The sequence below is a fragment of the Noviherbaspirillum aerium genome (genome assembly GCF_008929045.1).
GTDB lineage: Bacteria > Pseudomonadota > Gammaproteobacteria > Burkholderiales > Burkholderiaceae_D > Noviherbaspirillum > Noviherbaspirillum aerium.
The window spans coordinates 59758-85075 of sequence record NZ_VFAH01000001.1 but is presented as its reverse complement, the minus strand read 5'-3'; the positions used below and the strand labels follow the sequence as shown (position 1 = coordinate 85075).

Below are 25318 nucleotides of genomic sequence, written 5' to 3'. Positions count from 1 at the left end.
GACTGTGCCGCATCCGCCCCGGTCTGGCCGGATGATCCGTCCGGGGCGGTGGTGTTGAGAGTCGGAGTCTGTTCCATGGAAAATCCTTAATGGTGCGCCGCCAGCGACAGGCCGAGCAGGCGCGTCTGCAGCGCTTCATCCTCGGCCAGTTCCGCCATCAGGCCGGTGTGCACGATCCTGCCGTCATCCATCACCGCGACGGTATCGCCGAGCTGCCTGGCGAAGTTGAAGTTCTGCTCGACCAGCAGGATGGTGGTGTCGGTCTGCTTGAGTTCGCGGAGGGCGGCGATCATGTTGGCGATGATGGCCGGCGCAAGTCCCTTGCTCGGCTCGTCGATCAGCAGCAGCTTGCGCGGCTCGACGATGGCGCGCGACACCGCCAGCATCTGCTTCTGTCCTCCGGACAGCTTGCCGGCAGGATGCAGCCAGAATGTCTTCATCGCCGGGAACAGCGTGAAGATCCAGTCGAGGCGCCTGCTGTCGATGTCATCGACGCTGCGCGCCGAACGCGCGGCGAGCAGCATGTTCTCCTTCACCGACAGGTCGGCGAAGATGCCCATGTTTTCCGGCACGTAGGCGATGCCGGACTGCGAGATGTCGGGCGTGCTTTTGGCGGTGATGTCGCGGCCGTCGAAGCCGATGCGGCCCTGCGACGCCTGCCACAGGCCCATGATGGTGCGCAGCGTGGTGGTCTTGCCGGCGCCGTTGCGGCCGAGCAGCATCGTCAGCTGCCCGCGCGGCACTTCCAGGTCGACGCCGTGCAGGATGTGATAGGCGCCGATGTGGGTGTGCACGCCTTCGAGTGTCAGTAACGCTTGCGATTGCGCAGTCATGCGGCTTCCTCCACCGGCGCCAGGCCGAGATAGGCTTGCTGCACCACCGGCGAGGCGATCACGGTGTCCGGATCGCCGTCGGCCATCAGGGTGCCGTTGTGCAGCACGATGATGCGGTCGGCGAGTTCGCGCACCACATCCATCTTGTGTTCGACCAGCAAAATGGTCTTGTCGCCGCGCGCCTTGAGAGCGCGGATCAGGTCGAGAATGACCGGCACTTCATCGACGCTCATGCCGGCGGTCGGCTCGTCGAACATGTAGACCTCCGGATCGAGCGCCATCAGCAGGGCGACTTCCAGCTTGCGCTGGTCGCCGTGCGGCAGCGCCGCCGCCTGCACGTCGCGCTTGGCCGACAGCGCCACGCTTTCCAGAAGCTGTTCAGCGCGTTCGATCAGCGCGCGGTGATGGCTCCATACGTTCCACATGTCGAGACCGACCTGGCGCCGCGACTGCAGCGCCAGCCGCACGTTTTCCATCACGCTCAGGTTGGGAAACAGGCTGGTGAGCTGGAATGCGCGTCCCAGTCCGGCATGGGTGCGGGCCGATACGGAGTGGGCGGTAATGTCGCGGCCATTGAGCAGCACCTGTCCCGCGCTGGCCTTGAGCTGGCCGGAGATCAGGTTGAAGTAAGTGGTCTTGCCGGCGCCGTTGGGACCGACGATGGCGGTCAGCGTGCCGGGGGCGAAAGCGCACGACACCGCGTTGACGGCGACATGGCCGCCGAAGCGTATCGTGAGATCGCGGGTTTCCAGGGATGAGGCTTGATGCGCGGGCATGCAGTTCTCCGCAAAGTCGAAACAAGGCATCCGCCGCCGGCAGACAGCATGAAGGCGGGCGGCATGGAGGCGGACGGCATGAGGGCGCGGAGAAAAAGCAGGGCGGGCGGCATCCTGCTTTTTCCTGCACCCCTCAAGTCTTCAGGCAGCTTCCGTGCGCTGGAATCAGCGCTTGTTCCTGACCGGAATATCCATGTCCTCGATCTTGATCTCGCGCACCAGGTCGGGCACGCCCCACGGGAATGCGGGATCGACCTTGATCTTGAAGTGATACATCGACTGCAGCGCCTGGTGGTCTTCCTTGCGGAAGGTCATCTTGCCCTTCGGCGATTCGAAGCTCATGCCTTCCATCGCGGTGATCAGCTTTTCGGTATTGGTGTCGCCGCCGGTTTTCTTCAGCGCTTCCACCAGCGCGATGCCTGCCGACATGCCGCCGGCGGTAAAGAAGTCGGGCGGGTTCTTGTAGCGCTTGTAATGCTCGGACACCAGCCAGTTGTTGACCGGATTCTTCGGAATGCCGAAGTAGTAGTAGGTCGCGCCTTCCATGCCGGGGAAGTTCTTGTAGGAGGCCATCGCCGGCAGGATGTTGCCGCCGGTGGCGATCTCGATGCCGTAGCGTTTCGGATCGAGGTTGGCGATCTTGAACGGATTGCCGGCGCCGGCCCAGATGATGAAGATCACCTTGCGGCCCGGCTTGTCCTTGAGCGAATCGAACAGGCGCTGGGCGCCGGCGGTGAAGTCGGTGGTGTTGGTGGGCAGATATTCCTCATGCACCACCTTGGCTTTCTTCAGCGCTTCCTTGAAGGCCTTCACGCCGTCGCGGCCGAAGGCATAGTCCTGCGCCAGGGTGGCGACGGTGGTGCCTTCCTTGTCCAGCGCCACCGCGTTGGAGATCGCATCCTGCGAGGAATTGCGGCCGGTGCGGAAGATGTAGCGGTTCCACTTGTCGCCGGTGATGGCATCGGCGACCGCCGGCTCGACCAGCAGGATCTTCTTGTATTCCTCGGCAATCGGCAGCATTGCCAGCGCCACGCCGGAGCCGGTGGGACCGACCGCGATATCGGCCTTGTCGTCGGCATAGGCGGCCGACAGCTGCGACTTGGCGACGTCGGGCTTGCCCTGGGTATCCTTTTCGATCACCACCAGCTTGTTGCCGTTGACGGTCATGGTGCCGCCGGTGGCGTAGTCGAGGCCCATCATCAGGCCGATCTGCGTCTGTTTCGCATAGGCTTCCAGCGGGCCGGTCTTGTCGTAGACGTGGGCGATCTTGATGTCTTTGGCGTGGATTGCTGTGGTGCAGCAGAGCGCAGCGGCCGCTGCGATCAGGTGAAGTCTCATGTCTCGTCCTTTGTAGTTTTCTATGCCCGGAAGCTGGCATCCGTACGGGCGCAAGTCCGGTTGCGCCCAGATTACTCCAAACCGGTGTGCAAGGGAAAGTAGTAGAAATACGATCGGCCCGGATGCTACCCGGGATGCCACATTCGGGCATCCCGGATGGTGTCCGAAAACGGCTAGACGCTCTACCTGCCCGCGCGTATAACGTCGCTATGGACACCCTGGACATTCCCCTTCATGACAGCCTGCGCGGCCTCGACAGCGACAGCTGCTATCGGGCGCTGAGCGCCAAGGACACGCGCTTCGACGGCGTGTTCTTTACCGGCGTCACCACCACCGGTATTTACTGCCGGCCGGTCTGCACCGTGAAGACGCCGCGCCTGTCGTCCTGCCGCTTCTTCAGCAGCGCCGCCGCGGCCGAGGCGGCCGGCTTCCGTCCCTGCCTGCGCTGCCGTCCCGAACTGGCGCCGTATGCCTTGCAGGAAAACCTGGCGCATGCGGTCTGGCAGCGCATCGCGGGAGGCGCGCTCAATGACGGCAACGTCGAGCGGCTGGCGGACGAGGTCGGCTTGTCGTCGCGCCAGTTGCGGCGCGTGCTGATGCAGCATTTCGGCGTGACTCCGGTCGAGCTGGCGCAGACGCAGCGCCTGCTGTTCGCCAAGAAGCTGCTGCAGGAAACCCGGCTGCCGATGGCCGATGTCGCCTTTGCCGCCGGCTTCGGCAGCGTGCGCCGTTTCAATGCCCTGTTCGCGCAGCGCTACGGCATTGCGCCCGGCGATATCCGGCGCGCCGGCGAAGGAAAGGCATCGGCCGCGCCCGGTGCGCTGACCTTGCGCCTTGCCTACCGGCCGCCGCTCGACTGGACGCGCATGCTGTCCTATCTGTCGCATCGCGCCATTGCCGGCGTGGAGCAGGTGCAGACCGGGGAAGGCAATGGCGGCTGCTATGCGCGCAGCGTCCGCCTCGATGGATGCCATGGCTGGCTGAGCATATCGCACCGGCCCGAGCGGTCGCAGCTGGAACTGGAAGTGGCGCCGTCGCTGGCGGGTGTGCTGATGCCGCTGGTGGCAAGGGTGCGCGCGCTGTTCGACCTTGATGCGAATCCCGCCGTGATCGTCGGCCATCTCGGCCGCGATGCGCTGCTGAGCGAAAGGTTGGAAAGAATGCCGGGACTGCGCGTGCCGGGCGCCTTCGATGCCTTCGAACTTGGCATACGCGCCGTACTCGGCCAGCAGGTCAGCGTGGCCGGCGCCACTACCTTGTCGGGCCGCCTGGTCCAGCGTTTCGGTGTCGCCACTGCCACGCCCTTCGGCCGGATCACGCATCATTTCCCGCTGCCGGCCGTATTGGCCGAGGCAAACGTGGCCGACATTGCCGCCATCGGCTTGCCGCAGGCCAGAGCGCAGACCATTCTCAATCTGGCGCGCTTTGCCGCCGAGGGAGGAATGCAGATGCGCCCCGGCCTGACGCTGGCCGAAAGCGTCACGCGACTCAGGAGCGTGCGCGGCATCGGCGACTGGACGGCGCACTACATCGCACTGCGAGCGCTTCGCTTTCCGGACGCCTTTCCCGCCGGCGATCTCGGCCTGCAGAAAGCGGCTGCCGGCGATGGCGGGCGCCTGACCGAAAAACAGCTGGACGCCCGCGCCGCCGACTGGTCGCCGTGGCGCGGTTATGCGGCACTTGCACTATGGATGGGATAAACGATGATCAGCTATACCGAATACGACAGCCCGCTCGGCAGGCTTCTGCTGGCTGCCAGCGCACGCGGCATCTCCGGCCTCTACTTTGAAGAGCACAAGTATTTTTCGGGTCCGGGAGACTGGCGGCGCGACGGCGCGCATCCGCATCTTGCGGAGGCGGTGCGGCAGCTGGAAGAGTACTTCCGCGGCGAGCGCCTTTCCTTTAATCTGCCGCTTGATGCGTCGGGCACGCCTTTCCAGCAGGCGGTGTGGGATGCCTTGCGTTCGCTGCGCTTCGGCACGACCACCACGTATGCGGCCATTGCCGAACGTATCGCCAGGCCGAATGCGATACGCGCCACCGGTACCGCAATCGGCAGGAATCCGATTTCCATCATCGTTCCCTGCCATCGGGTGCTGGGAGCTTCCGGAGGACTGTCGGGATTTGCAGGCGGCTTGCCGCGCAAGCGTTATCTGCTTGATCTCGAGAGCCGCCTCATGCGGGAATGACCGCCACGGCGAAGGTGTGGCGCGGTATCACGCCTTGCAGGCGTAGCCGGCGAGGCGTGAAAACGTAGGGATGGAAGACACGAAGACGCGGGAAGATAGGGGAAGAAGTGCGGGTGGTCTTCAGAAGTTCAGAAGGGGACAAGGCGGGATGCACGCATCCCGCCTTGAATGAGAGTCGTGCCGACCTCGTGCTTACTTGCCGCTGGAGCCGGAGCCTGCGCCGCCTGTCGAGCCGGTGCCGGTACCCATGCCGGTGCCGGAGCTGCCTGTGGCGCCTGCGCCCGTGCCGGGGTCGCGTGTCGAGCCGGAGCCCATTGCGCTGCCACCTGCAGCATTACCCATCGAGCTGCTTGCGCCTGTAGCACCAGTGGTGCTGGAAGAGCCGGAGGTGCCGCTTGTGCCATAGCTGCCTGAGCCGCTGGTGGCGCTTGGAGAGCTGCTAGTGGATCGGGTGCTGGAATTCATGCCGGAGGTGCCGCATGCGCTCAGTACCATTGCGCATACGAGAGGAATTGTCCACTTCATCATGAGAGTTCTCCTTAAGGAATCGTCGATAGTCGGAAACATGTGGCAGATATTGTCATGCCAAAATTGCATGCTGCGAGTGTGAGAATCTTTCAATAAGCGAAAGTTCCGACCGATGCATTTGGTTACACCGTAGTGTCAAGCCGCATTGCTTTGCATGATCGTGAGATTGGTCTTCCTGGCGTACCGGATAAGAGATAGATCAATGTTCTCAGGAGCAGGACACGGAATGAGGTGCGGCAGGGGGGGCGTTTGAAGGGTTGGGCAGACGACAGGGCGAGACATGCATGAATGCGGACAATGCCGATTTCCTGACCGCATTCATGCAAGCGGATGATATAGCCTTCGATAAGCTGCGATGCTTACTTGCTGATCTGGTTGCCAACGACGCCGCCCACCGCAGCGCCGCCGATCGTGCCTAGCGTGCTGCCTCCGCTGACGGCATGGCCGGCCGCACCGCCCAGGACTGCGCCCGCGCCTGTGCCGACCGTGGTACGTGAAGGAGTGCCGCATGCGGTCAATGTCGAAGCAAGCGCGACGGCACTGATCATCGAAATCAATAGACGTTGTTTCATAATATCCTCCGGTGAATTGGGTTAGGTTGCGTATCTCGACAACTTCCAATGGAGTTGCTTGATGAATGCAACGATAGTGAAATTGCAATTGTTCGACTGCCATGGCTTGACAGGAGTTCCAGCACGGTTTCCGTGAAGAATGCGTGCGGCACGGTTGGAACAGGGCAGTTCGGATTCCCGAATGACTGACCAAGAGGAGAACACCATGATGCAGGGAAGCTGCATGTGCGGCGGAGTACGTTACGAGTACGCCGGCGCATTCGGCACCATCACCATCTGTCACTGCAGTGACTGCCGCAAGGCGCAAGGCGGCTCCGGCGTGATCGCCGCGCCGGTGGAGAAGGAAAAATTCCAATGGACGCAGGGCGAGGAGCTGATTCAGGAATATGAATCGTCGCCCGGGAAGAAACGGGCCTTCTGCCGCACCTGCGGCACGCCGCTCTACTCGCGCCGCGATGCGGAGCCGGCGACGCTCAGGCTGCGCATGGGCAGCCTGGACTCCGAAGTGGAGGCCACACCCGCAGCCCACATCTTCACCCTCGATCTGCCGGCATGGGCGACAATCAGCGACAACCTGCCGCATTACGATACGCATGAACCCGGGCGCGCCAGCGCATCCGAATGAATGACGGGCACACACATCGCCGCTTCATTCGCTTCCAATGAAAAACGGCCTCCGTGTGACAGAGGCCGTTCGGGTGCGCAGCAGAAAAGGCTGATGTGATCAGGCCGCTTTCTTGGCCGTGGCTTTCCGGGCGACGGTTTTCTTGACGGCAGGCTTGGCCGCAGCAGTCTTTGTCGCTGCGGACTTGGCTGCCACCGTTTTCGCCGAGGCCGCCTTCTTCGGCGCCTCCGCTACCGCATCGTCCTTGTCTTCGGCCTTGCCCTTGGCAGGCGCCTTGCCCTTGCGTTCCTCGAATTCAAAGCTCACCTTGCCGTTCTTGTCCTTCACCAGGTAAGCCTTGAAGGGACGACGCGTGCGCTGCGAGATGAAGCCGGGCAGCAGATCGGTCTTGCCGTCATTGAGCAGCTTGGCCATCTGCTCGGGCAGGATTTCCTGCTGCAGGATGATGCGTCCGCTGCGGAAGTCGCATGCCTTGGGCTTGGCAACCGTCTTTTCGCAGACATAGGCCAGTCCCATCTCGTAGACGCCGCTGTTGCACTTCGGGCAGGCGCCGAGCGGCGTCTGTTCCGAGAAGTCGACGCCTTCGCCATCCTCGCCTTCATCCTGGTTCTGGCCGAAGTCGAATTCCAGCTTGAAGTTGTTGATGTCTTCGTCGCGCACGATCTTCAGAATGGCGGCGAAGGGACGGCCCATCTTCGAACGGAATCCCTGCAGCGGACCGATCTCGCGCTTCTGCAGCAATTCCTCCACTTCCGCGATTTCGAACTGGCGGCTGCCGGGAATCTTGCTCATCGAGAATTCGCACTTGGTGCAGGCGAAGCGGCGATAGTTTTCCTTCACCACGCCGCCGCAGTTGGGGCAGGGCGTGTTCAGCGTCGCATAGTCGCCCGGAATGGTGTCGTTGTTGTATTCCTTCGCGCGCTTGACGATGATCTGCGTCATCTGCGCGATTTCGCGCATGAATTCCTCGCGGCTGATCCGGCCGCGCTCCATCTGCGACAGCTTGTATTCCCATTCGCCGGTCAGCTCCGGGGCCGTCAGTTCATTGACGCCGAGGCCGCGCAGCAGAGTCATCAGCTGGAATGCCTTGGCGGTAGGAATGATTTCGCGGCCTTCGCGCAGCAGGTATTTTTCATTCAGCAGGCCTTCGATGATGGCCGCCCGCGTCGCCGGCGTACCCAGCCCCTTGCCGGCCATCGCTTCGCGCAGCTCCTCATCGTCGACCAGCTTGCCGGCGCCTTCCATGGCCGACAGCAGCGTGGCTTCCGAATAGCGTGCGGGCGGTTTCGTGACCAGGCCATTGGCGGTCACCTTCTCCGTCTGCACCTTCTCGCCCTTGGCCACCGGCACCAGGGTGCCCGCATTTTCCTTGTCGTCCTCATTGGCCGCTTCCCGGCCGTAGATCGCCAGCCAGCCGGGATTGGTCATCACCTTGCCTTCGGTCTTGAACTGATGGCCCGAGACTTCCGTATAGCGGGTGGTGACGAGGAATTCCGCCGCCGGGAAGAACACCGCCATGAAACGGCGGGTCACCAGGTCGTACAGCTTCTGTTCCGGTTCGGAGAGATTCTTCGGCGCCTGCGTCGTCGGGATGATCGCGAAGTGGTCGCTGATCTTGCTGTTGTCGAAGATGCGCTTGTTCGGCTTGACCCAGTTCTTGTTCAGGATCTGCGATGCGAACTGCTGGTAGTTATGGTTTTCGGCAACCACTTCCAGCGTCTGCCGTACCGTATTGATATAGTCTTCCGGCAGGTGACGAGAGTCGGTACGCGGATAGGTCAGCACCTTGTGCTTTTCGTACAGCGCCTGGGCCAGTCCGAGCGTGTTCTTGGCCGAAAAGCCGAAACGGGCATTCGCTTCGCGCTGCAGGCTGGTCAGGTCGAACAGCGCCGGAGCGATCTGCGTCGCCGGCTTCGATTCTTCGGTGACCGTGCCCTGCTTGCCGCGGCAGGCGGCAACGATGGATTCCGCCGCCGCCTTGCTCCACAGGCGTTCCGCCTTCTTTTCCGGATCGGTTTCGTCCTTCTTGAATTTGGTGTCGAGCCAGCGGCCTTCATAAATGCCGGCCGCGCAGATGAATTCGGCGCGCACTTCCCAATAGTCGCGCGGCACGAAACTCTTGATCTTCTCTTCGCGCTCGACCACGATCGACAGCGTCGGCGTCTGCACCCGGCCGACGGTGGTCAGGTAGAAGCCGCCCTCCTTCGAATTGAAGGCGGTCATCGCGCGCGTGCCGTTGATGCCGATCAGCCAGTCGGCTTCGCTGCGGCAGCGGGCCGCATCCGCCAGCGGCAGCATTTCCTGGTCTTCGCGCAGCCGGGAAAAACCGTCGCGGATGGCGCCGGGCGTCATCGATTGCAGCCAGAGCCGCCTGATCGGCTGCTTGGCCTTTGCATACTGGGCGATCAGCCGGAAGATCAGTTCGCCCTCACGGCCCGCGTCGCATGCGTTGATCAGGCCGCTGACATCCTTGCGCTTGATGAGCCGGGTCAGTACCTTCAGGCGCGATTCCGTCTTGGCGATGGGATTGAGCGCGAAATGCGGCGGAATCATCGGCAGATGGGTGAATGTCCATTTGCCGCGCTTGACGTCGTATTCCTCAGGCACGCCGATCTCGACCAGGTGGCCGACAGCCGACGAAAGCACATACTCGTTGGATTCGAAGTACTCATCGTGCTTTGTGAAGCCGCCGAGCGCCTTCGCGATATCGTTCGCGACAGAGGGCTTCTCTGCGATGATGAGGGTCTTGGTCATAAAGTCGTCTCGAAAGTGGCGCGGACAGGCGCGCAGTCATGCATGAATGGCAGCCGGAACGGAATTGCGCAAAAGCAATCCCTACTAATATAACAACTTATCCGGTGATTTAGCGGCCAATGATAAGCGCGTTGCGGGAGAATCCGCAAGCGAGGAGAAAAGCGGAACCCGCCGCTCGAAAGCTTGACACTTCGATAACTGCGGGCCGCTGCTGACAGGAAGGTAACGAATCTTAGTGCAACAGGCGCGGTTCGGAGTCTTCGTCGTCGGAAAACAGTTCGTCGAAGATCAGGCCGTCCGGCTCCTTGCCCTGGCTCCACAACACCATCAGGACGATCACCTTGATCTTGTCGAGCGACACCTGAGAATCGCTTGCCGCAAGCGCGCGCTCGATAATGATTTCGCGCTGGATGGAATCGATCACCTTGGCCGATTCGAGAAATTGCAGGAAGCCCACCGTTTCCGTTCCCAGAATATCCAGTTCCTGGGGGGCATAGATGCGCATGCCGAAGGAAAAGGCGGTCTGCTGCGGATAGCGGTCGGAAAAGTCGTGGGTGGTTTCGGCAAGGTCTGTCAGCCAGCCCAGTGCCTTGGAAATTTCTTCTTCGTCGAAACCGACAGCCGAGAGTTTCTTGACGAGTGCCTCCGAGTCGGGGCACGCCTCCGGACGGTAATAGGTTTCGTAGAGATAAACGAGAACGTCGAACATGATTTCACTGTACCGTTAAGGCCGCGGCGCCTGCTGCGCGCCAGGACCTGGTTGCGAATAAATGACACTCTCGTGATCATCTTTTCTTGCAAATCGACACCGAAAAAGCAAGGAAAAGAGGTGCCATGCCAGTGACAGTACAAATAAATATTGCAGTCTTGCGTTCCAAGCATATCCGAAATCCGGAAATGCCGACAGCGGGTTTTTGGTTTCAGGATGTTGCGACCCGCCGGACGATGCTTCCAGGAAGCATCTCGATCATGCCATCCAATTCATGTTTCAACAAGATTGATTGCAGCTCTGCAATGTCCAGGGAGCAACGTTCCGCGAGCATGTCTATATGCACAGGATCAAAGCCCAGAGCCGTAAGCACCGAGCATGTCTCCGCCACGACAGGCTCGGAATGTGCCGGGACCGCGGCCATGGGCCTGCTTGCCTGCGGGGCGGGCGACTGGAAATGCGCCAGTTCCTCGACAATGTCCTGCGCGGATTCGACCAGCTTTGCACCTTGCCGGATCAGAAGATGGCATCCCTTGGACAGGGGCGAGTGGATTGATCCCGGAATCGCGAAAACTTCCCGGCCCTGGTCGCCTGCCATGCGCGCGGTAATCAATGAGCCTGATCGTGCGGCGGCTTCGACCACAAGCACGCCTTGCGCAAGCCCCGAAATAATTCTATTGCGGCGCGGAAAATTGGCCGCGACCGCCGCAGTGCCCAGCATGTACTCGCTAAGGATGCAGCCCGTGTCGGCAATGCGATGGGCGAGTTCGCGATTGCGTGCCGGATACACGATGTCGGCACCCGTTCCAATGACGGCCACGGTCGATCCCTTGCCGCGCAAACCGCCTTGATGGGCCGCCGTATCGATGCCCAACGCCAGCCCCGAAATGATGGTCAGTCCGGACTGGCTGAGTGTTTCGGAAAATTTTTCGGCATTGATAATGCCTTGAGTCGTGGCATTCCTGCTGCCGACAACCGCAATGGACGGCGCATTCAACAGTGCGGTACGGCCTTTTGCGTACAGCAGCAGCGGAGGATCCGTAATGTCCAGGAGCGCCTGGGGATAGCAGGGATCCGCCAGGGTCAGGACATGATTGTCCGGCTTGCCTGCCCAGTCCAGTGTCTTGTCGATCTGCGTTTGCAGGCTGACCGTCACCGGAGTCAGCAGCGCATCGGCGACACGGGGCGTCGCACATTGCGCCAACGCATCGAAATCCGCTTCGAAGACATGTTGCGGCAAGCCGAATGCCGCGAGCAGCTTGCGGCCGGTCTGATTGCCGACGCCAGGCGTCTCTACCAGCCTGATCCAGTGCGCCAGTTCCTGTGCCTGTAAAGATGACAGCATGGCGGGCAGGGAATCATTCCGGCGACTTGGCCACATCGCCGATCTGGACCGTATCGGTCACCTGCATGACCAGGCCATAGGAAATGTTGTCGAATACTCTGAAGATGAACAGGTTGCCGTACTGGTTGTCCGGCAGTTTCACCTTGGGTTTTCCCCATGAACCGACCGAGAAGAAGGAGCCCTTCTCGGTGCGGTCCGGCACGATCTGGCCAAAGCGGTAAAGCTCAAGCACCGTGCCGAGGTCAATGCCGTCCTTGCTGCCGCGGTTGACCGTCACGATCTGGTTCTGGCCAGCCTGCGAAACGCCCCCATATACGGAAACGATGCGGGCATCGACAGTCTTTTCCGGCGGATGCGGTACGTAGTTCAGGATAGGGACGGGAGGCATCGGCATCAGCCGGTCGCCGACGCCCATTTCTTCCTTCACGGTGACGACGCGGAAGACATGCGCTTCATTGGGCGCCTGTGCCGGTCGTTCCAGCTTGACGGTACCGAGATAGGCTGCTTCGTAGCCGATGACCTGGCGGCTGACCGGATCCCTGAGAGGCGTGCCGGGGCGGAATACCTGGAAGGACGTGCCGGATTTGAGGTCGCCGCGAACGAAGGCCTTGTCATTTTTGCCAAGGATCACGCGGCTCTCTTCGGTTGCCATGATGCGCGGCGCATCTTTCAGTTCATCCTCCGCCACCACCAGCGGCTGCGAAAGGAAGGGTTCGATGACGCCGGAGGGGATGGCGGGAACGGCATCCTGGCCAATACCTTCGGTGCGAAGCTGCGGCGACAGGCGCACCGTCGGTACGCCGCCGGCATTGTCCTGGCCGACCGGGCTGCCGAGGCGCAGCTTGCCCGAGGCACGATCGAAATAGACGATCTGGCCGGGGTAAATCCAGTGGGGATTGCGGATCTGGTCACGATTCATGCCCCAGACCTGCGGCCAGCACCAGGGATGCTGAAGGAACTTGCCGGAAATGTCCCAGAGGGTATCGCCGCGCACGACGGTGTGCTGGTCCGGCGCATTCTGCAGGAAAGCACAGCGCGGGGAAGTCGTTGTTTCCTCGGCCGCGTTCGCGGCCGAGGCCGATGCGAACGCTAGGAGAAGAGCTGCTGTGCTAAACTTTTTCATAGATCGATCCAATGAAATGTGGCGTGGTTTCTTCTTGTTCTGTATTTGCCACGGCATGTTGCCAAGCTGGAAACGGTTTCTTGGCCATAACTTGCCAAATTGAATCAAATTCTGCACATAAATCCTTGAACTAGCAAGAGAATCGACACTTCCGGCAACGGGAGCTGTTGCACAAAAGCCGTATGTCCCTACTGAATATTTTGCGTTACCCCGATCCACGCCTTCACAAGGTCGCCAAGCCCGTGACGGTATTCGACGAACGCCTGAAAAAGCTTGCGGCCGACATGGCCGAGACGATGTACGACGCGCCGGGCGTCGGTCTGGCGGCGACGCAGGTCGACGTCCATGAGCAGGTGATCGTCATCGATACTTCCGACACCCATAATGAACTGCGGGTGTTCATCAACCCCGAGATCGTCTGGGCGAGCGAAGACCGGCAGGTCTATGACGAGGGCTGCCTGTCGGTGCCTGGCATCTACGACGGCGTGGAACGGCCTTCGCGCGTGAAGGTGCGCGCCCTCGATCTGGAAGGCAAGTCCTTTGAAGTCGAGGCGGACGGCCTGCTTGCGGTTTGCATCCAGCATGAGATGGATCATCTCAAGGGAAAGGTATTCGTCGAGTACCTGTCTCCGCTCAAGCGCAACCGCATCAAGACCAAGCTTCTGAAAGAAGAGCGAGAGCTCAGTCGCGACAAGAAAAAAGTCGCCGCGCGCTGATTCTCCCGGTGCCAATCGGCGCCGCGTAGAGCGGCACCTTGCTGTCTCATGACCGCAGGAGTGGAGGCATGCTCTGATGTTCAGCCTGCCGGTCTTCCTCGATGGAATTCGACGCCTGTCGCCGCCGGACCGGCTGCGGCAGTGACGGCCCCGTAATTGTCCTTCCTTCCGCCCATGAAAATCATATACGCCGGCACGCCCGAATTCGCAGCCACCGCGCTGCAGACCCTGCATGCCGCAGGCTTCGACATTCCGCTCGTCCTGACCCAGCCCGACCGGCCGGCCGGACGTGGCATGCAGATGCAGGCGTCGCCCGTCAAGCAGTTCGCAGCGGCGCACGGCATTCCGGTGGCGCAGCCTGTCTCCCTGCGTCTGGATGGCAAGTATCCCGATGTTGCCAAAGACGCGCATTCCCTGCTGCATTCCACGCCGCACGACGTGATGGTGGTCGCGGCCTATGGCCTGATCCTGCCGCGCAGCGTGCTGGATATTCCCCGCCATGGCTGCATCAACATCCATGCGTCGCTGCTGCCGCGCTGGCGCGGCGCGGCGCCGATCCACCGGGCTGTCGAATCCGGTGATGCGGAGACGGGCATCACCATCATGCAGATGGAAGAGGGGCTCGATACCGGGCCGATGCTGGCCATGGAGCGCATGCCGATCGATGGCGACATGACCACCGGCGACTTGCATGACCGGCTGGCCGAGATGGGAGGCAGGATGATCGTCGACATCATGACTCGGCTGAAGCAGCAGGGCAGTCTGCCGCCGGCAACGCCGCAGCCGGATGCCGGCGTGACTTATGCCGCCAAGATCGCGAAGGAAGAAGGAGCGCTGGATCTGAGCCAGGCGGCCGCGGTGCTGCATCGGAAAATACGCGCCTTCAATCCCTTTCCCGGCGCTGTCGCGCATTTCAATGACATCCCGGTCAAGTTCTGGCGCGCCGATCTGCTGGAATCCGCTCCCGATGCAGAGCCCGGCAAGGTGCTCGCGGCAAGCCCGCAGGATGGCGTGATCGTTGCCTGCGGCAGCGGAGCATTGCGTATCCGGGAGCTTCAGAAGCCGGGCAGCAAGCGCCTGCCCGCCGCCGAATTCCTGAAAGGCTTTCCGCTGGAGGGAGGGCGCTTCCGCTGAGCCTGGTGAACCCGCCGGGCCGATCAGCCGGATTCAGCCAGAATCAGGCTGCCCTGGAACCTTGCGCCGGAGCAACGGGTAGCGCAAGGATATCCGCGGTGCGCAGGATCTCGCCAAAACTGTCACTGATTTCCGTCAACGCCGCGCGGTGCAGTTCCGCGTGGGTGATGATGCCGCCGTCCCAGGCTTCGATGTCGCGCGTGGCGCAGGCATCGCCAGCGACGATGACCTGATATCCGAGCGGCCTGGCGTCGCGCGCCGTCGTGGAAACGCACATGTGGGTCATCAGCCCGCACAGGATGAGCGTCTTGATGCCGCCGGCCTGGAGCCGGGCATGCAGATCGGTGCTGGCAAAGCTGCTCGCGGTGGTCTTTCGCACCTGTTCATGCCGCGCTTGCGGCAGGATATCCGGATGAAAGGCAACCGTCGCGCCATCGGCGGCGAACAGCGCCCCGCCATTGGCGCCGGCATGCTGAATGTGGAACACCCGGATTCCATGCCGGTCGGCAAAGGAAACCAGCTGCTTCGCCTGATCGAGCGCAGCGCGGCCCTGCGGGATCGGCAATCGGCCGCCTTCAAAGTATTCCTGCTGGAAGTCGATGACGAGCAGCGCAGTCGATGCGGCATCGAGCCGGCCGGCAGCGGGTGCGCCAACGATACTGCGCATGGTGGGATGGGACATTGCACGCTTTCCTGGTTGAACAGAAGCTCATCGTATGCCATATCCAAGCCGGGAAATATCCGCGGCGAAGCACAGGATTTGTTCCATCCGTGCACAATTGCGGGGAAACGCATCGCGGCCAGACCGGCGGGCGGCGATTCCAGCTTACTCAAGATATTGATTTCACGTATAATTTTTTGGCGCCGATTTGATTGGAAAAAGTCAAAACCCAGCTTGCGGGCGCCAGGGTCCAGTCCCGTTACAAATGCAGCTAAAGCGGACTTCAAACCCGGTCCCGCTTTGCAGGCCGGGTTTTTTGCTTTGAAGGGAAACCATGAAACGCGACGCCATCTCCTCCACCGAAGCGCTATTGCGCGATCTGCTGTCCCAGCGCATCCTGATTCTCGACGGCGCGATGGGCACCATGATCCAGCAATACAAGCTGAGCGAGGAAGACTATCGCGGCACGCGCTTCGCCGACTTTTCGGTGCCCGGCAAGGAACTGTTCATCAAGGGCAACAACGACCTGCTGGTGCTGACCCAGCCGCAGATCATCAGCGAAATCCATGAGCAATATCTCGCCGCCGGCGCCGACCTGATCGAAACCAACACCTTCGGCGCGACCAGCGTCGCGCAGGACGACTACCATCTCGGTCACCTCGCCTATGAAATGAACGTGGCCGCCGCCAAACTGGCACGCGCGGCCTGCGACAAGTATTCGACCGCCGACAAGCCGCGCTTCGTCGCCGGCGCGCTCGGCCCGACTCCCAAGACCGCATCCATCTCGCCCGACGTCAACGATCCGGCCGCCCGCAACATCACTTTCGACCAGCTGGTCGCGGCCTATCACGAGCAGACGCGCGGACTGGTTGACGGCGGCGCCGACGTGCTGCTGGTAGAAACCATCTTCGATACGCTCAACTGCAAGGCGGCGCTGTTCGCCATCGACACCTACTTCGAAGAGACCGGCAAGCGCCTGCCGATCATGATTTCCGGCACCGTCACCGATGCGTCCGGCCGCATCCTGTCCGGGCAGACGGTCGCCGCGTTCTGGCATTCGGTGCGCCATGCCAGGCCGCTGTCGGTCGGACTCAACTGCGCGCTCGGCGCGGCGCTGATGCGGCCCTACGCGGAGGAACTGTCCAAGATCGCCGACGCCTTCGTTTCCGTCTATCCGAATGCCGGCCTGCCCAATCCGATGGCCGATACCGGCTTCGATGAAACGCCGGACATCACCTCGTCGCTGCTCAAGGACTTTGCCCAGAGCGGCTTCGTCAACATCGCTGGCGGCTGCTGCGGCACCACGCCGGCCCACATCAAGGCCATCGCCGATGCGGTCGGCAAGCTGGCGCCGCGCAAGCTGCCCGAATCGAATGCGACGATGAAGCTGTCGGGACTCGAGCCCTTCGTCATCGATGAAAGCTCCCTGTTCGTCAACGTCGGCGAGCGCACCAATGTCACCGGCTCCAAGGCATTTGCTCGCATGATTCTCAACGAGCAGTATGACGATGCCCTGTCGGTCGCCCGCCAGCAGGTGGAAAACGGCGCCCAGATCATCGACATCAACATGGACGAGGCGATGCTCGATTCGGTCGCCGCGATGACCCGCTTCCTCAACCTGATCGCTTCCGAGCCGGACATCGCCCGCGTGCCGATCATGATCGATTCGTCGAAATGGTCGGTCATCGAAGCGGGACTCAAATGCGTGCAGGGCAAGTCGGTGGTCAACTCGATCTCGATGAAGGAAGGCGAGGAGGAATTCCTGCGCCAGGCCAAGCTGTGCCGCCGCTACGGCGCCGCCGTCATCGTCATGGCCTTTGACGAAACCGGGCAGGCCGATACCTTCGAGCGCAAGATCGAAATCTGCAGCCGCGCCTACAAGCTGCTGACCGAAAAAGTCGGCTTTCCGCCGGAAGACATCATCTTCGATCCGAACATCTTCGCTATCGCCACCGGCATCGAGGAACACAACAACTATGCGGTCGATTTCATCAATGCGACGCGCTGGATCCGCGAGAACCTGCCGCATGCGAAGATCAGCGGCGGCGTCTCCAACGTGAGCTTCAGCTTCCGCGGCAACGATCCGGCGCGCGAAGCGATCCATACGGTGTTCCTCTACCATGCCATCAAGGCAGGCCTCACCATGGGCATCGTCAATGCGGGCATGGTCGGCGTGTACGATGAACTCGCTCCCGAGCTGCGCGAGCGGGTCGAGGACGTGGTGCTGAACCGGCGCGACGATGCCACCGAACGCATGATCGAATTCGCCGCCACGCTCAAGGCCGGCGGCAAGAAGGAAGAGCAGAACCTCGAATGGCGCAATGAGCCGGTGGAGAGGCGTCTGGCCCATGCGCTGGTGCATGGCATCACCCAATGGATCGTCGAGGACACCGAGGAAGCGCGCGCCAAGGTCGCGGCCAACGGCGGCCGCCCGATCAATGTGATCGAAGGCCCGCTGATGGATGGCATGAACATCGTCGGCGACCTGTTCGGGCAGGGCAAGATGTTCCTGCCGCAGGTGGTCAAGTCGGCGCGGGTGATGAAGCAGGCGGTCGCCCACCTGATCCCCTTCATCGAGGAAGAAAAGCGGCTGGAAGAAGAGAAAACCGGCATCGCCGCCAAGCCCAAGGGCAAGATCGTCATCGCCACCGTCAAGGGCGACGTGCACGACATTGGCAAGAACATCGTCTCTGTGGTCCTGCAGTGCAACAACTTCGAAGTGGTCAACATGGGCGTGATGGTGCCGTGCTCGGAAATCCTGGCCAAGGCCAAGGCCGAGAATGCCGACATCATCGGCTTGTCCGGTCTGATCACGCCCTCGCTGGAAGAAATGGCCTACGTCGCCAAGGAAATGCAGCGCGACGAGCATTTCCGCATGCTGAAGATTCCGCTGCTGATCGGCGGCGCCACCACCAGCCGCGCGCATACCGCGGTCAAGATCGCACCCAACTATGAAGGCCCGGTGGTGTATGTGCCGGATGCCTCGCGCTCGGTGTCGGTGGCGCAGTCGCTGCTGACGCAGGAGCAGCGCGACCGCTATATCGAGGACATCAAGAACGATTACGAGCGCATCCGCGAACAGCACGCCAACAAGAAGGCGGTGCCGATGGTGACGCTGGCCGAGGCGCGCGCGAACAAGACCAAGCTCGAATTCGCCCCGGTCAAGCCGAAGTTCATCGGCCGCCGGGTGTTCAAGAATGTCGACCTCGGGGTGCTGGCGCAATACATCGACTGGGGCCCGTTCTTCCAGACCTGGGACCTGGCCGGACCGTTCCCCGCCATCCTCAAGGATGAAGTGGTCGGCGAGCAGGCCAGCAAGGTGTATGAAGAAGGCCAGGCGATGCTGAAGAAGCTGATCGAGGGCCGCTGGCTGACCGCCAACGGCGTGATCGCGCTGCTGCCGGCCAACACCGTCAATGACGACGACATCGAGGTCTATACCGACGAGACGCGCACCAAGGTCGCCTTCACCTACTACGGCCTGCGCCAGCAGACGGCCAAGCCGGTGATCGACGGCGTCGCCCGTCCGAACCAGTGCCTGGCCGACTTCATCGCCCCCAAGTCATCCGGCATTGCCGATTACATCGGCCTGTTCGCGGTGACCGCCGGCATCGGCATCGAGAAGCATGAAAAGCGTTTCGAGGATGCGCACGACGACTACAGCAGCATCATGCTGAAGTCGCTGGCCGACCGCCTGGCCGAAGCCTTCGCCGAGCATCTGCATGAACGGGTGCGCAAGGACCTGTGGGGCTATGCGGCCGGGGAAAAGCTGAGCAATGAAGAACTGATCAAGGAGGCGTATCGCGGCATCCGCCCGGCGCCCGGCTATCCCGCCTGCCCGGAACACACGGTCAAGGCCGACATGTTCGAAGTGCTGCAGGCGGAAGAGGTCGGCATGCGGGTCACCGAGTCGTTCGCGATGTTCCCCGGGGCTTCCGTGTCCGGCTTCTACTTCGCCCACCCGGAGTCGAAATACTTCGTGGTCGGCAAGATCGGCCAGGACCAGGTGGAAGACATGGCGCAGCGGCGCGGCGTTGGCAGGGACGACCTGGAACGCTGGCTCGCGCCGAATCTTTCCTGAGGTCGGCGGAAAAGACCCGGGCGTCCGTAACAGGATGCCCGGGTTCCGCAAAAGCAAGCTATCGGTTCAGCAGGTGCTGCGGGCCACGTTGTCGCCCCATTCGAAGGCGGACAGCTGCAGATGGTAGAGGTCGTGGTCCGACAGCTGGAAGCGAAGGATCAGGTCATCCAGCATGGAACCTGCTTCTTCCACGCGCTCCATGTGTTCGGCCAGGCGCAGCATTTCCCCGTAAGGGCCGGTGCGGTACAGCAGGGCATTGCTGACTTCGTCGACGACAGATATCTGTTCCAGGATCTGGGCCATCGGTATGCTGAACAGGCTATCCATCAGCGACATGATGCCGACGGTGAAGGCCGTATCCGCCAGCGCGCGGTTGCGCGGATCGACCTGCTGGGCAATCAGCTCGAGCAGCTTGCCGCGGGTGGCCGCCAGCGTCAGCAGGGGCGTCATGTTGTGGCCCTTCTTGCATGGTTCGGCATACAGCATGATTTGCAGCCACCGCTGCAGCTGATTGCGGCCCAGCAGCATGAGCGCCTGGCTGACGGAGTCGATGCGGCGCCCCGCCCCGATCGCTGGCGAATTCACCAGCCTCAGCAGGTTGAAGCAGAGGGTGACATCCTTCTTGACGCTGCTTTCGATGTCGGCAGTGTCGGCGTCTGAACGGATCTGGTTCATCAGGTGCATGATCGCAAGCTGCGACGGCGACAGTTTCTTGCCGCTCAGGATCACCGGCTTGGCGAAATAGTAGCCCTGGAAATAATCAAAGCCGAGATCGAGGCAGGTCTTGAACTGTTCGGGCGTTTCGACTTTCTCGGCAAGCAGCTTCTTGCCGGCGGCCTTGAATTGCGCAGTCAGCTTGAGCAGGGCGGACAAGGGCATGTCGCGCAGATCGAACTTGACGATCTCGACCAGCGGCAGCAGCTGGCGCACATCGTCGCCGTCGGTGATGACATCGTCCAGCGCAAACCGGAAGCCGGCCTTGACCAGCTGTCCGACGCGGTCGAGGATTTCCGGCGTGACCTTCAGGGTCTCCACGATTTCCAGCACCACCTTTTCGCGCGGCAGGAACTGGAAGATATCGCTCATCAGCACTGCGGCATCGACATTGATATAGCCGAGCGACTCGCCGACGACTTTTTCCATTCCCAGCTGGGACGTGTGGGCAATGACCGACGCGGTCGCGGAAAGGTCGCTGGTTACCCGTGCCGGGCCGCTGGCGGCGTTCCGGAACAGGAGTTCATACGCTACCAGGGATTGGTTGCGGTCGAGGATCGGTTGGCGGGCGAGGAAAAATTCACGGACGCGCAAGGGAATCGCTGGATTTTCATTCGGCATGAGGGTGGCAATCATCGCGTGTTGTCTCGCCTTCCTGGAGTCGTATTGCGCTTTGGGCCAGCCTGCTGCCGGGGAAGTGCGCACAGGTCGTATGGGTCAGCGCCGTGATCCGGATACGAACTTCAGTCACGGACGTCAAGCGCCAACGCATACGGCCTCTTCGCACTTCGCTTGGGAAAGCCGTCGCTGGGTAGCCTTCGATTCTTTGTTGACACTTTAGCCTATTTTTAATTGCCAAGGTGCAACTTTCGATTGTGCACCGCACGTTTCATGTCAGCACTGGCGAATCAGGACTACTTACAGTGCAACAGGTTCACCCTCGATAAAGACGATCATCTCCCCTTGCTGGAATTGCGTCCACGTCTCATTGTCGGTGAGGGGCGCCGTCACGATGACGGCGACACGGTCGCTGGGTGTGGTGACTTGCGAAAAATCGACGCTCATGTCCTCGTCGGACAGCTTGGCGGTGGCGAACGGATACTTGCGTACGATGTAATGCAGATTGGTCGAGCAATGCGCGAACAGGGCCGAACCGTCGGACAGCATCATGTTGAAAGCGCCATGCGAAGCGATTTCGCCGGTCAGTTCGCGCAGGGCGGCAGCCAGTTCGGGAAGCGCAGGAGGTGTCCCGCCGAAACGCCGCCGCATTTCCTGCAGCAGATAGCAAAACGCCATCTCGCTATCGGTATTACCCACCGGCCGGAAGGCGCCGTTGAGCTCCGGCGCAAAGTTTTTGAGATCACCGTTATGGGCAAAAACCCAATAGCGTCCCCATAATTCCCGCACGAAAGGATGGCAATTTTCCAGGGCGATCCTGCCTTGTGTTGCCTTGCGTATGTGCGCGATCACGTTCTTAGACTTGATCGGCCAGCGCTTGATCAGGTCTGCGACCGGGGAAGCGATTGCCGCCTCATGGTCAACGAAATGGCGGACCCCGGCGCCTTCAAAGAAAGCAATACCCCAACCGTCGTGATGGACATCGGTGCGGCCGCCCCGCGTTGCAAAACCGGTAAAGCTGAACACAATGTCGGTCGGCACATTGCAGTTCATTCCAAGAAGCTGGCACATGAAATAAACGAGATGAATGGAATGGTTGATCGGTCAATCAGGGTCGTAACAACATACCATGTTCATGACAACGGCAGGCGGGTGGAGATTCCGGAAAGCGGATGTCAACCTGCCGCTGTCCGCGTGTCCCCCTGCATCGCGCGCGACTGCCACGGATCGTCCTCCGGACGGGGAAACTGGCGCGCCATGAAATCGACGAAGCTGCGCACTTTTGCCGACAGCAGCCGCCTGCTCGGATAGACCAGCATGACCGGCAACTGGCCAAGGTGATGATCGGGCAGCAATCTCACCAGACGTCCTGCGGCAAGATCGTCACCGAGGGCGAACGAGGGCCGGATCGTAATGCCCATTCCTGCAAGTGCGCACTGCCGCAGCAGGTCGCCGTTGTTGGATACCACCTTGCCGGTGACAGGAATATTGATGGTGCTGCCGTCCGCGCCCTTCACCGGCCAATGGTGGCGCAATTGTTCATAGGAAAAATTCAGGCAGGAATGACGCGAGATGTCGTCGAGCTCCTCAGGCGCGCCATGGCGTCTCACGTAATCGGGTGAAGCACAGAGCAAGGCTTCGGACACCGCCAATTGCCGCGCGATCATGCTGGAGTCGAATTTCTGGAAATCAATGAAGATGCCGACATCGAAGCGGTCTTCCACCAAGTCGACCGTCTTGTCCGAAAGTGTTACATCAAGCGTCACGTCGGGAAACTGGCTAGCAAACGCCGGTAGCAGATGCGCAAGTTGTTGTTGCCCGAATCCCAGATGGGAATAAATGCGCAAAACGCCACTCGGCTTCTTAGACTGTGCGGATGCGATGGCTTCCGCATCTTCAATTTCCTGGAGGATCTGGAGCACGCGTTCGAGGTAGGCATGCCCGGTTTCCGTTAGCGAAAGTTTGCGTGTCGTGCGATTCAGCAGCCTTGTGCCAAGATGCTCTTCAAGATCGGCCACATGCCTCGTCACGACCGCATTGGATAAATCCAGTGCTTGCGCGGCGCGCGCAAAGCCACCTTGTTCCACGACTTTTGCGAATACGCGCATTGACTGCAAGCGATCCATCCCGGCTCCTATTATTTCTCATCATTAAACAGTAGAAGGAAATTATTAGGTTTTTTTGCGCAAGGCGCAAATGAAAGACGGGACTCGCTTTAGTTGTACTTCATGAAGGAAGCGCATGCTAAGGAAAATGTGGTTGCCATGCGTCCTCCCATGATTGCTGTCGTCTGTTTCGCGGCTATACATCAATGGACCGGATCCGCCGCCGTTTTTTCCGATTCCAAGAAATAGACCAAGGAAATCAAGGCCTTGTGTGATCCGGCATAGGTCTTGCAAAAGTGTGCGCAAGCTTCAGGCAGGCGGGCCACTGCAACGCGTTCATCTTCGACAGTGCCATTGCAAGTCGGTCTCCCTTACTCTTGCCGTACCCGCGCCGCTTTCACTCTCCGGTTCCCGTCACTACATGCTGCAAGTCGTAGTGGCGGGCTTTTTATCCCCACCCAGCCAGTCATGCGTTTCCCGGCTTCAATCGGCTTTGTCCCATGAGGGGCGTTTATATTCTTCACGATGAGTCAACCAGCTGCTGGCACGCGGTAGCCTGCAAGTCATCAAACTGTCTTTACACATTCGGACGGGCACCCTAACGCGCATAAGAATGTACGTTGAGAACGAAGCAAGAAAAGCCGCTCAGATGTAGTTTGATTACGCTGACATATTTTTTGTTTGTGGTGCAGGTTGGCCGGTATTTTCCATGTGATCCGGGTAAACATTTCCCGACATACATGCCATTTGCTTCCACGCCGCAACATGAAGGATGGACTTATCGCTGCAAGGATTCATTTCATGAAGCGGCATTCAGCTTCAACTACTTTCGATAAGTCGAAGTGTTACACATCTGGACAAGCTTTCTGTGCCGGCTCAAATTAACTCTGATAAATCAATGGGTTGCCATGCAGGCTTGGGAATTGCTACATCACGGCAAGCCAAGGGGCCTGCCTGAGTGAGGTATTGGTAGACCCGGATAGCTTTGCATAGGCCAGCACTACTCACGATTCGTCGAAAGATAAAGGATGAAATAGATGACGCAATTGAGAACTCAGCCCTTAAGTCAGCCGGCGCGGCTGGAAGCACCGCGGGCAACCTTCCGTTCACGGCCACATGATATTCATAACATCTACGTCAGCTTGAAGCAGTGGCGCATCTTTCACGCAGTAATTGATTGCGGAGGTTTCGCCGAGGCTGCCAAGTCCCTGCATCTGAGTCAGTCCACCATCAGCTATACCGTGTCCAAGCTGCAGGAGCAGCTGGGTACCTCGTTATTGCGCATTGAAGGCCGTAAGGCAAACCTGACGCCGGAGGGGCGGGCGCTGCTGGATCGTTCCCGCCATGTGCTGAAGGAGGCTATCGAACTGGAGAACTTCGCCAAAAATCTCGGGCAGGGTTATGGCGGTGAAGTGCGGCTGGTAGTGGATCATAATTTTCCGCCGCATCTCCTGATGCGCGCCCTCAGCGACTTTTCCAAAATCGGGCGTGCCGCCAGCCATGTCAAGCTCAGCGAGGTCGATACGCTGCAGGCGGAAGATGTACTGCGCGATCTGAACGTCGATCTCGCCATCAGCGAACGCGTCCCGCTGGGATTTTTGGGCGAACCGCTGGTTGAGGTCGAGCATCTGCCAGTCGCCCATCCGGATCATCCCCTTCTTCGCCTCGGCCGTGATGTCACCGCCGCCGATCTCGCCCACCACGTGCATGTCGGTATCGGCCATGCGTTCGAACGCGACCGAGGAGCGGGCGCATCCAAGCCGACGCGGAGATGGGCCATGAGCAGTCTGGACACCGTCGTCCAGGCGGTAACGGAAAAGCTGGGATACGCATGGCTTCCCGAGCATCGCATTCGCAGGTGGCTGGATGAAGGCACGCTTGTACGATTGCCGCTCGGTGACAAGCGCACCTACAAAACCATGCTGTATCTGATCCATGGGCGACCATGGGCTTCTACGGCGGCGGCAGGAAGATTGGCCGAAGTACTGCGCGGGCTGGCAGCCGAAGGTCAGGCCAGCGGCGGTACTCATGCCCCGCCAGGAAGTACCACCATGTAGTTTATTGTCCTGCCTCACGCGTCAAGTTGACGGCGTGAAGCTCCACGCTTCGTGACTGAGACACTTCCGTCACGGAGCGACCTCATTCAGGCTGGCACCGCTCGTTCAGTGGCAAGCTGTCCGGTCGAAAATAGCATCTTGCAAGCTCCGCATCGCAGCGCGATGATCTGCATAGGAGCGTCTATCAACATGCCGCTTGGCGCGTTGTACCTCCTTGCCATACGTCTGCACAGTCTTCGCCGTCATGCCTTGCCGGTCAAAAAAATCCATCGATTTCATGGCATGGTTTGACTTGGGATTGGTATCAGTTTGTTACGAGGCCGTGTCTATGTGCTTCTGAGCCGATGTGGAGATACTTCGTCGCCGGCGCACCATGCATGTTGGAAGGGAGTTGCGGGTGTTCGCTCCCGTGAGACGGAAACCTCATCGCGCATTGGCGG

The 25318-nt window shown here is 60.7% G+C and carries 20 protein-coding genes; 7 read left to right on the top strand and 13 right to left on the bottom strand.

Going from position 1 to position 25318, the window contains the following annotated elements:
* Window positions 1-86 precede the first annotated feature (86 nt).
* From FH061_RS00405 to FH061_RS00395, 3 genes are all read right to left on the bottom strand, one after another.
* A complete protein-coding gene (locus FH061_RS00405; RefSeq protein ID WP_151631879.1) occupies window positions 87-833 on the bottom strand; it encodes an ABC transporter ATP-binding protein in 747 nt (248 codons plus the stop codon).
* Complete coding sequence (locus FH061_RS00400; protein WP_151631877.1) at window positions 830-1609, bottom strand: ABC transporter ATP-binding protein; 780 nt, start codon at window positions 1607-1609, stop codon at window positions 830-832. The genes FH061_RS00405 and FH061_RS00400 overlap by 4 nt, the downstream gene beginning before the upstream one ends.
* A 165-nt stretch (window positions 1610-1774) precedes the next feature.
* Entirely contained in the window at window positions 1775-2947 is a 1173-nt protein-coding gene (locus FH061_RS00395; RefSeq protein ID WP_151631875.1) for a substrate-binding domain-containing protein, read from the bottom strand.
* A gap of 209 nt (window positions 2948-3156) precedes the next feature.
* Here FH061_RS00395 and FH061_RS00390 point away from each other — a divergent pair, with 209 nt between their 5' ends.
* Both FH061_RS00390 and FH061_RS00385 read left to right on the top strand, forming a co-directional pair.
* Window positions 3157-4647 carry a DNA-3-methyladenine glycosylase 2 gene (locus FH061_RS00390; protein ID WP_151631873.1) on the top strand — a complete coding sequence of 497 codons (1491 nt, stop codon included), beginning with the start codon at window positions 3157-3159 and terminating at the stop codon, window positions 4645-4647.
* 3 nt (window positions 4648-4650) lie between these two features.
* Window positions 4651-5136: a methylated-DNA--[protein]-cysteine S-methyltransferase gene (locus FH061_RS00385; protein WP_151631870.1), complete on the top strand. Its 486-nt coding sequence runs from the start codon at window positions 4651-4653 to the stop codon at window positions 5134-5136.
* Between the two features lie 192 nt (window positions 5137-5328).
* Here FH061_RS00385 and FH061_RS00380 read toward each other — a convergent pair whose 3' ends face one another.
* Both FH061_RS00380 and FH061_RS00375 read right to left on the bottom strand, forming a co-directional pair.
* On the bottom strand, window positions 5329-5664 hold the full coding sequence (locus tag FH061_RS00380) for a hypothetical protein (protein WP_151631868.1): 336 nt from the start codon (window positions 5662-5664) through the stop codon (window positions 5329-5331).
* Between the two features lie 359 nt (window positions 5665-6023).
* Window positions 6024-6236: a glycine zipper 2TM domain-containing protein gene (locus FH061_RS00375; RefSeq protein WP_151631865.1), complete on the bottom strand. Its 213-nt coding sequence runs from the start codon at window positions 6234-6236 to the stop codon at window positions 6024-6026.
* Between the two features lie 181 nt (window positions 6237-6417).
* On the opposite strand from FH061_RS00375, the gene FH061_RS00370 reads away from it, so the two are divergent.
* On the top strand, window positions 6418-6861 hold the full coding sequence (locus FH061_RS00370; protein WP_225984421.1) for a GFA family protein: 444 nt from the start codon (window positions 6418-6420) through the stop codon (window positions 6859-6861).
* Window positions 6862-6960: 99 nt separating this feature from the next.
* Here the strand turns inward: FH061_RS00370 and FH061_RS00365 are convergent, their stop codons facing one another.
* From FH061_RS00365 to FH061_RS00350, 4 genes are all read right to left on the bottom strand, one after another.
* Window positions 6961-9615 carry a DNA topoisomerase III gene (locus FH061_RS00365; RefSeq protein WP_151631863.1) on the bottom strand — a complete coding sequence of 885 codons (2655 nt, stop codon included), beginning with the start codon at window positions 9613-9615 and terminating at the stop codon, window positions 6961-6963.
* Between the two features lie 232 nt (window positions 9616-9847).
* Window positions 9848-10324, bottom strand: a complete 477-nt coding sequence (locus tag FH061_RS00360) for a DUF494 family protein (RefSeq protein WP_151631861.1) — start codon at window positions 10322-10324, stop codon at window positions 9848-9850.
* Between the two features lie 211 nt (window positions 10325-10535).
* Window positions 10536-11669: a DNA-processing protein DprA gene (gene dprA / locus FH061_RS00355; protein WP_192804829.1), complete on the bottom strand. Its 1134-nt coding sequence runs from the start codon at window positions 11667-11669 to the stop codon at window positions 10536-10538.
* A gap of 13 nt (window positions 11670-11682) precedes the next feature.
* Entirely contained in the window at window positions 11683-12792 is a 1110-nt protein-coding gene (locus FH061_RS00350) for a LysM peptidoglycan-binding domain-containing protein (protein ID WP_151631856.1), read from the bottom strand.
* A gap of 182 nt (window positions 12793-12974) precedes the next feature.
* Here FH061_RS00350 and def point away from each other — a divergent pair, with 182 nt between their 5' ends.
* A complete protein-coding gene (gene def / locus FH061_RS00345) occupies window positions 12975-13508 on the top strand; it encodes a peptide deformylase (RefSeq protein ID WP_151631854.1) in 534 nt (177 codons plus the stop codon).
* A gap of 174 nt (window positions 13509-13682) precedes the next feature.
* Window positions 13683-14642 carry a methionyl-tRNA formyltransferase gene (gene fmt / locus FH061_RS00340; protein ID WP_151631852.1) on the top strand — a complete coding sequence of 320 codons (960 nt, stop codon included), beginning with the start codon at window positions 13683-13685 and terminating at the stop codon, window positions 14640-14642.
* A gap of 43 nt (window positions 14643-14685) precedes the next feature.
* Here the strand turns inward: fmt and FH061_RS00335 are convergent, their stop codons facing one another.
* A complete protein-coding gene (locus FH061_RS00335; protein WP_151631850.1) occupies window positions 14686-15324 on the bottom strand; it encodes a cysteine hydrolase family protein in 639 nt (212 codons plus the stop codon).
* A 313-nt stretch (window positions 15325-15637) separates the two neighbouring features.
* On the opposite strand from FH061_RS00335, the gene metH reads away from it, so the two are divergent.
* A complete protein-coding gene (metH, locus tag FH061_RS00330) occupies window positions 15638-19384 on the top strand; it encodes a methionine synthase (protein WP_151631848.1) in 3747 nt (1248 codons plus the stop codon).
* Between the two features lie 66 nt (window positions 19385-19450).
* Here the strand turns inward: metH and FH061_RS00325 are convergent, their stop codons facing one another.
* The 3 genes from FH061_RS00325 to FH061_RS00315 form a co-directional block, all read right to left on the bottom strand.
* Window positions 19451-20734, bottom strand: coding sequence for an EAL and HDOD domain-containing protein (locus FH061_RS00325; protein ID WP_151631846.1), 1284 nt, complete (start codon window positions 20732-20734; stop codon window positions 19451-19453).
* A gap of 282 nt (window positions 20735-21016) precedes the next feature.
* Window positions 21017-21787, bottom strand: coding sequence for a class II glutamine amidotransferase (locus FH061_RS00320; RefSeq protein WP_151631844.1), 771 nt, complete (start codon window positions 21785-21787; stop codon window positions 21017-21019).
* A 104-nt stretch (window positions 21788-21891) separates the two neighbouring features.
* Complete coding sequence (locus FH061_RS00315; RefSeq protein ID WP_151631841.1) at window positions 21892-22842, bottom strand: LysR family transcriptional regulator; 951 nt, start codon at window positions 22840-22842, stop codon at window positions 21892-21894.
* A gap of 1016 nt (window positions 22843-23858) precedes the next feature.
* Between FH061_RS00315 and FH061_RS00310 the strand changes: the two genes are divergently transcribed.
* Entirely contained in the window at window positions 23859-24878 is a 1020-nt protein-coding gene (locus FH061_RS00310; RefSeq protein WP_151631839.1) for a LysR family transcriptional regulator, read from the top strand.
* Window positions 24879-25318 lie beyond the last annotated feature (440 nt).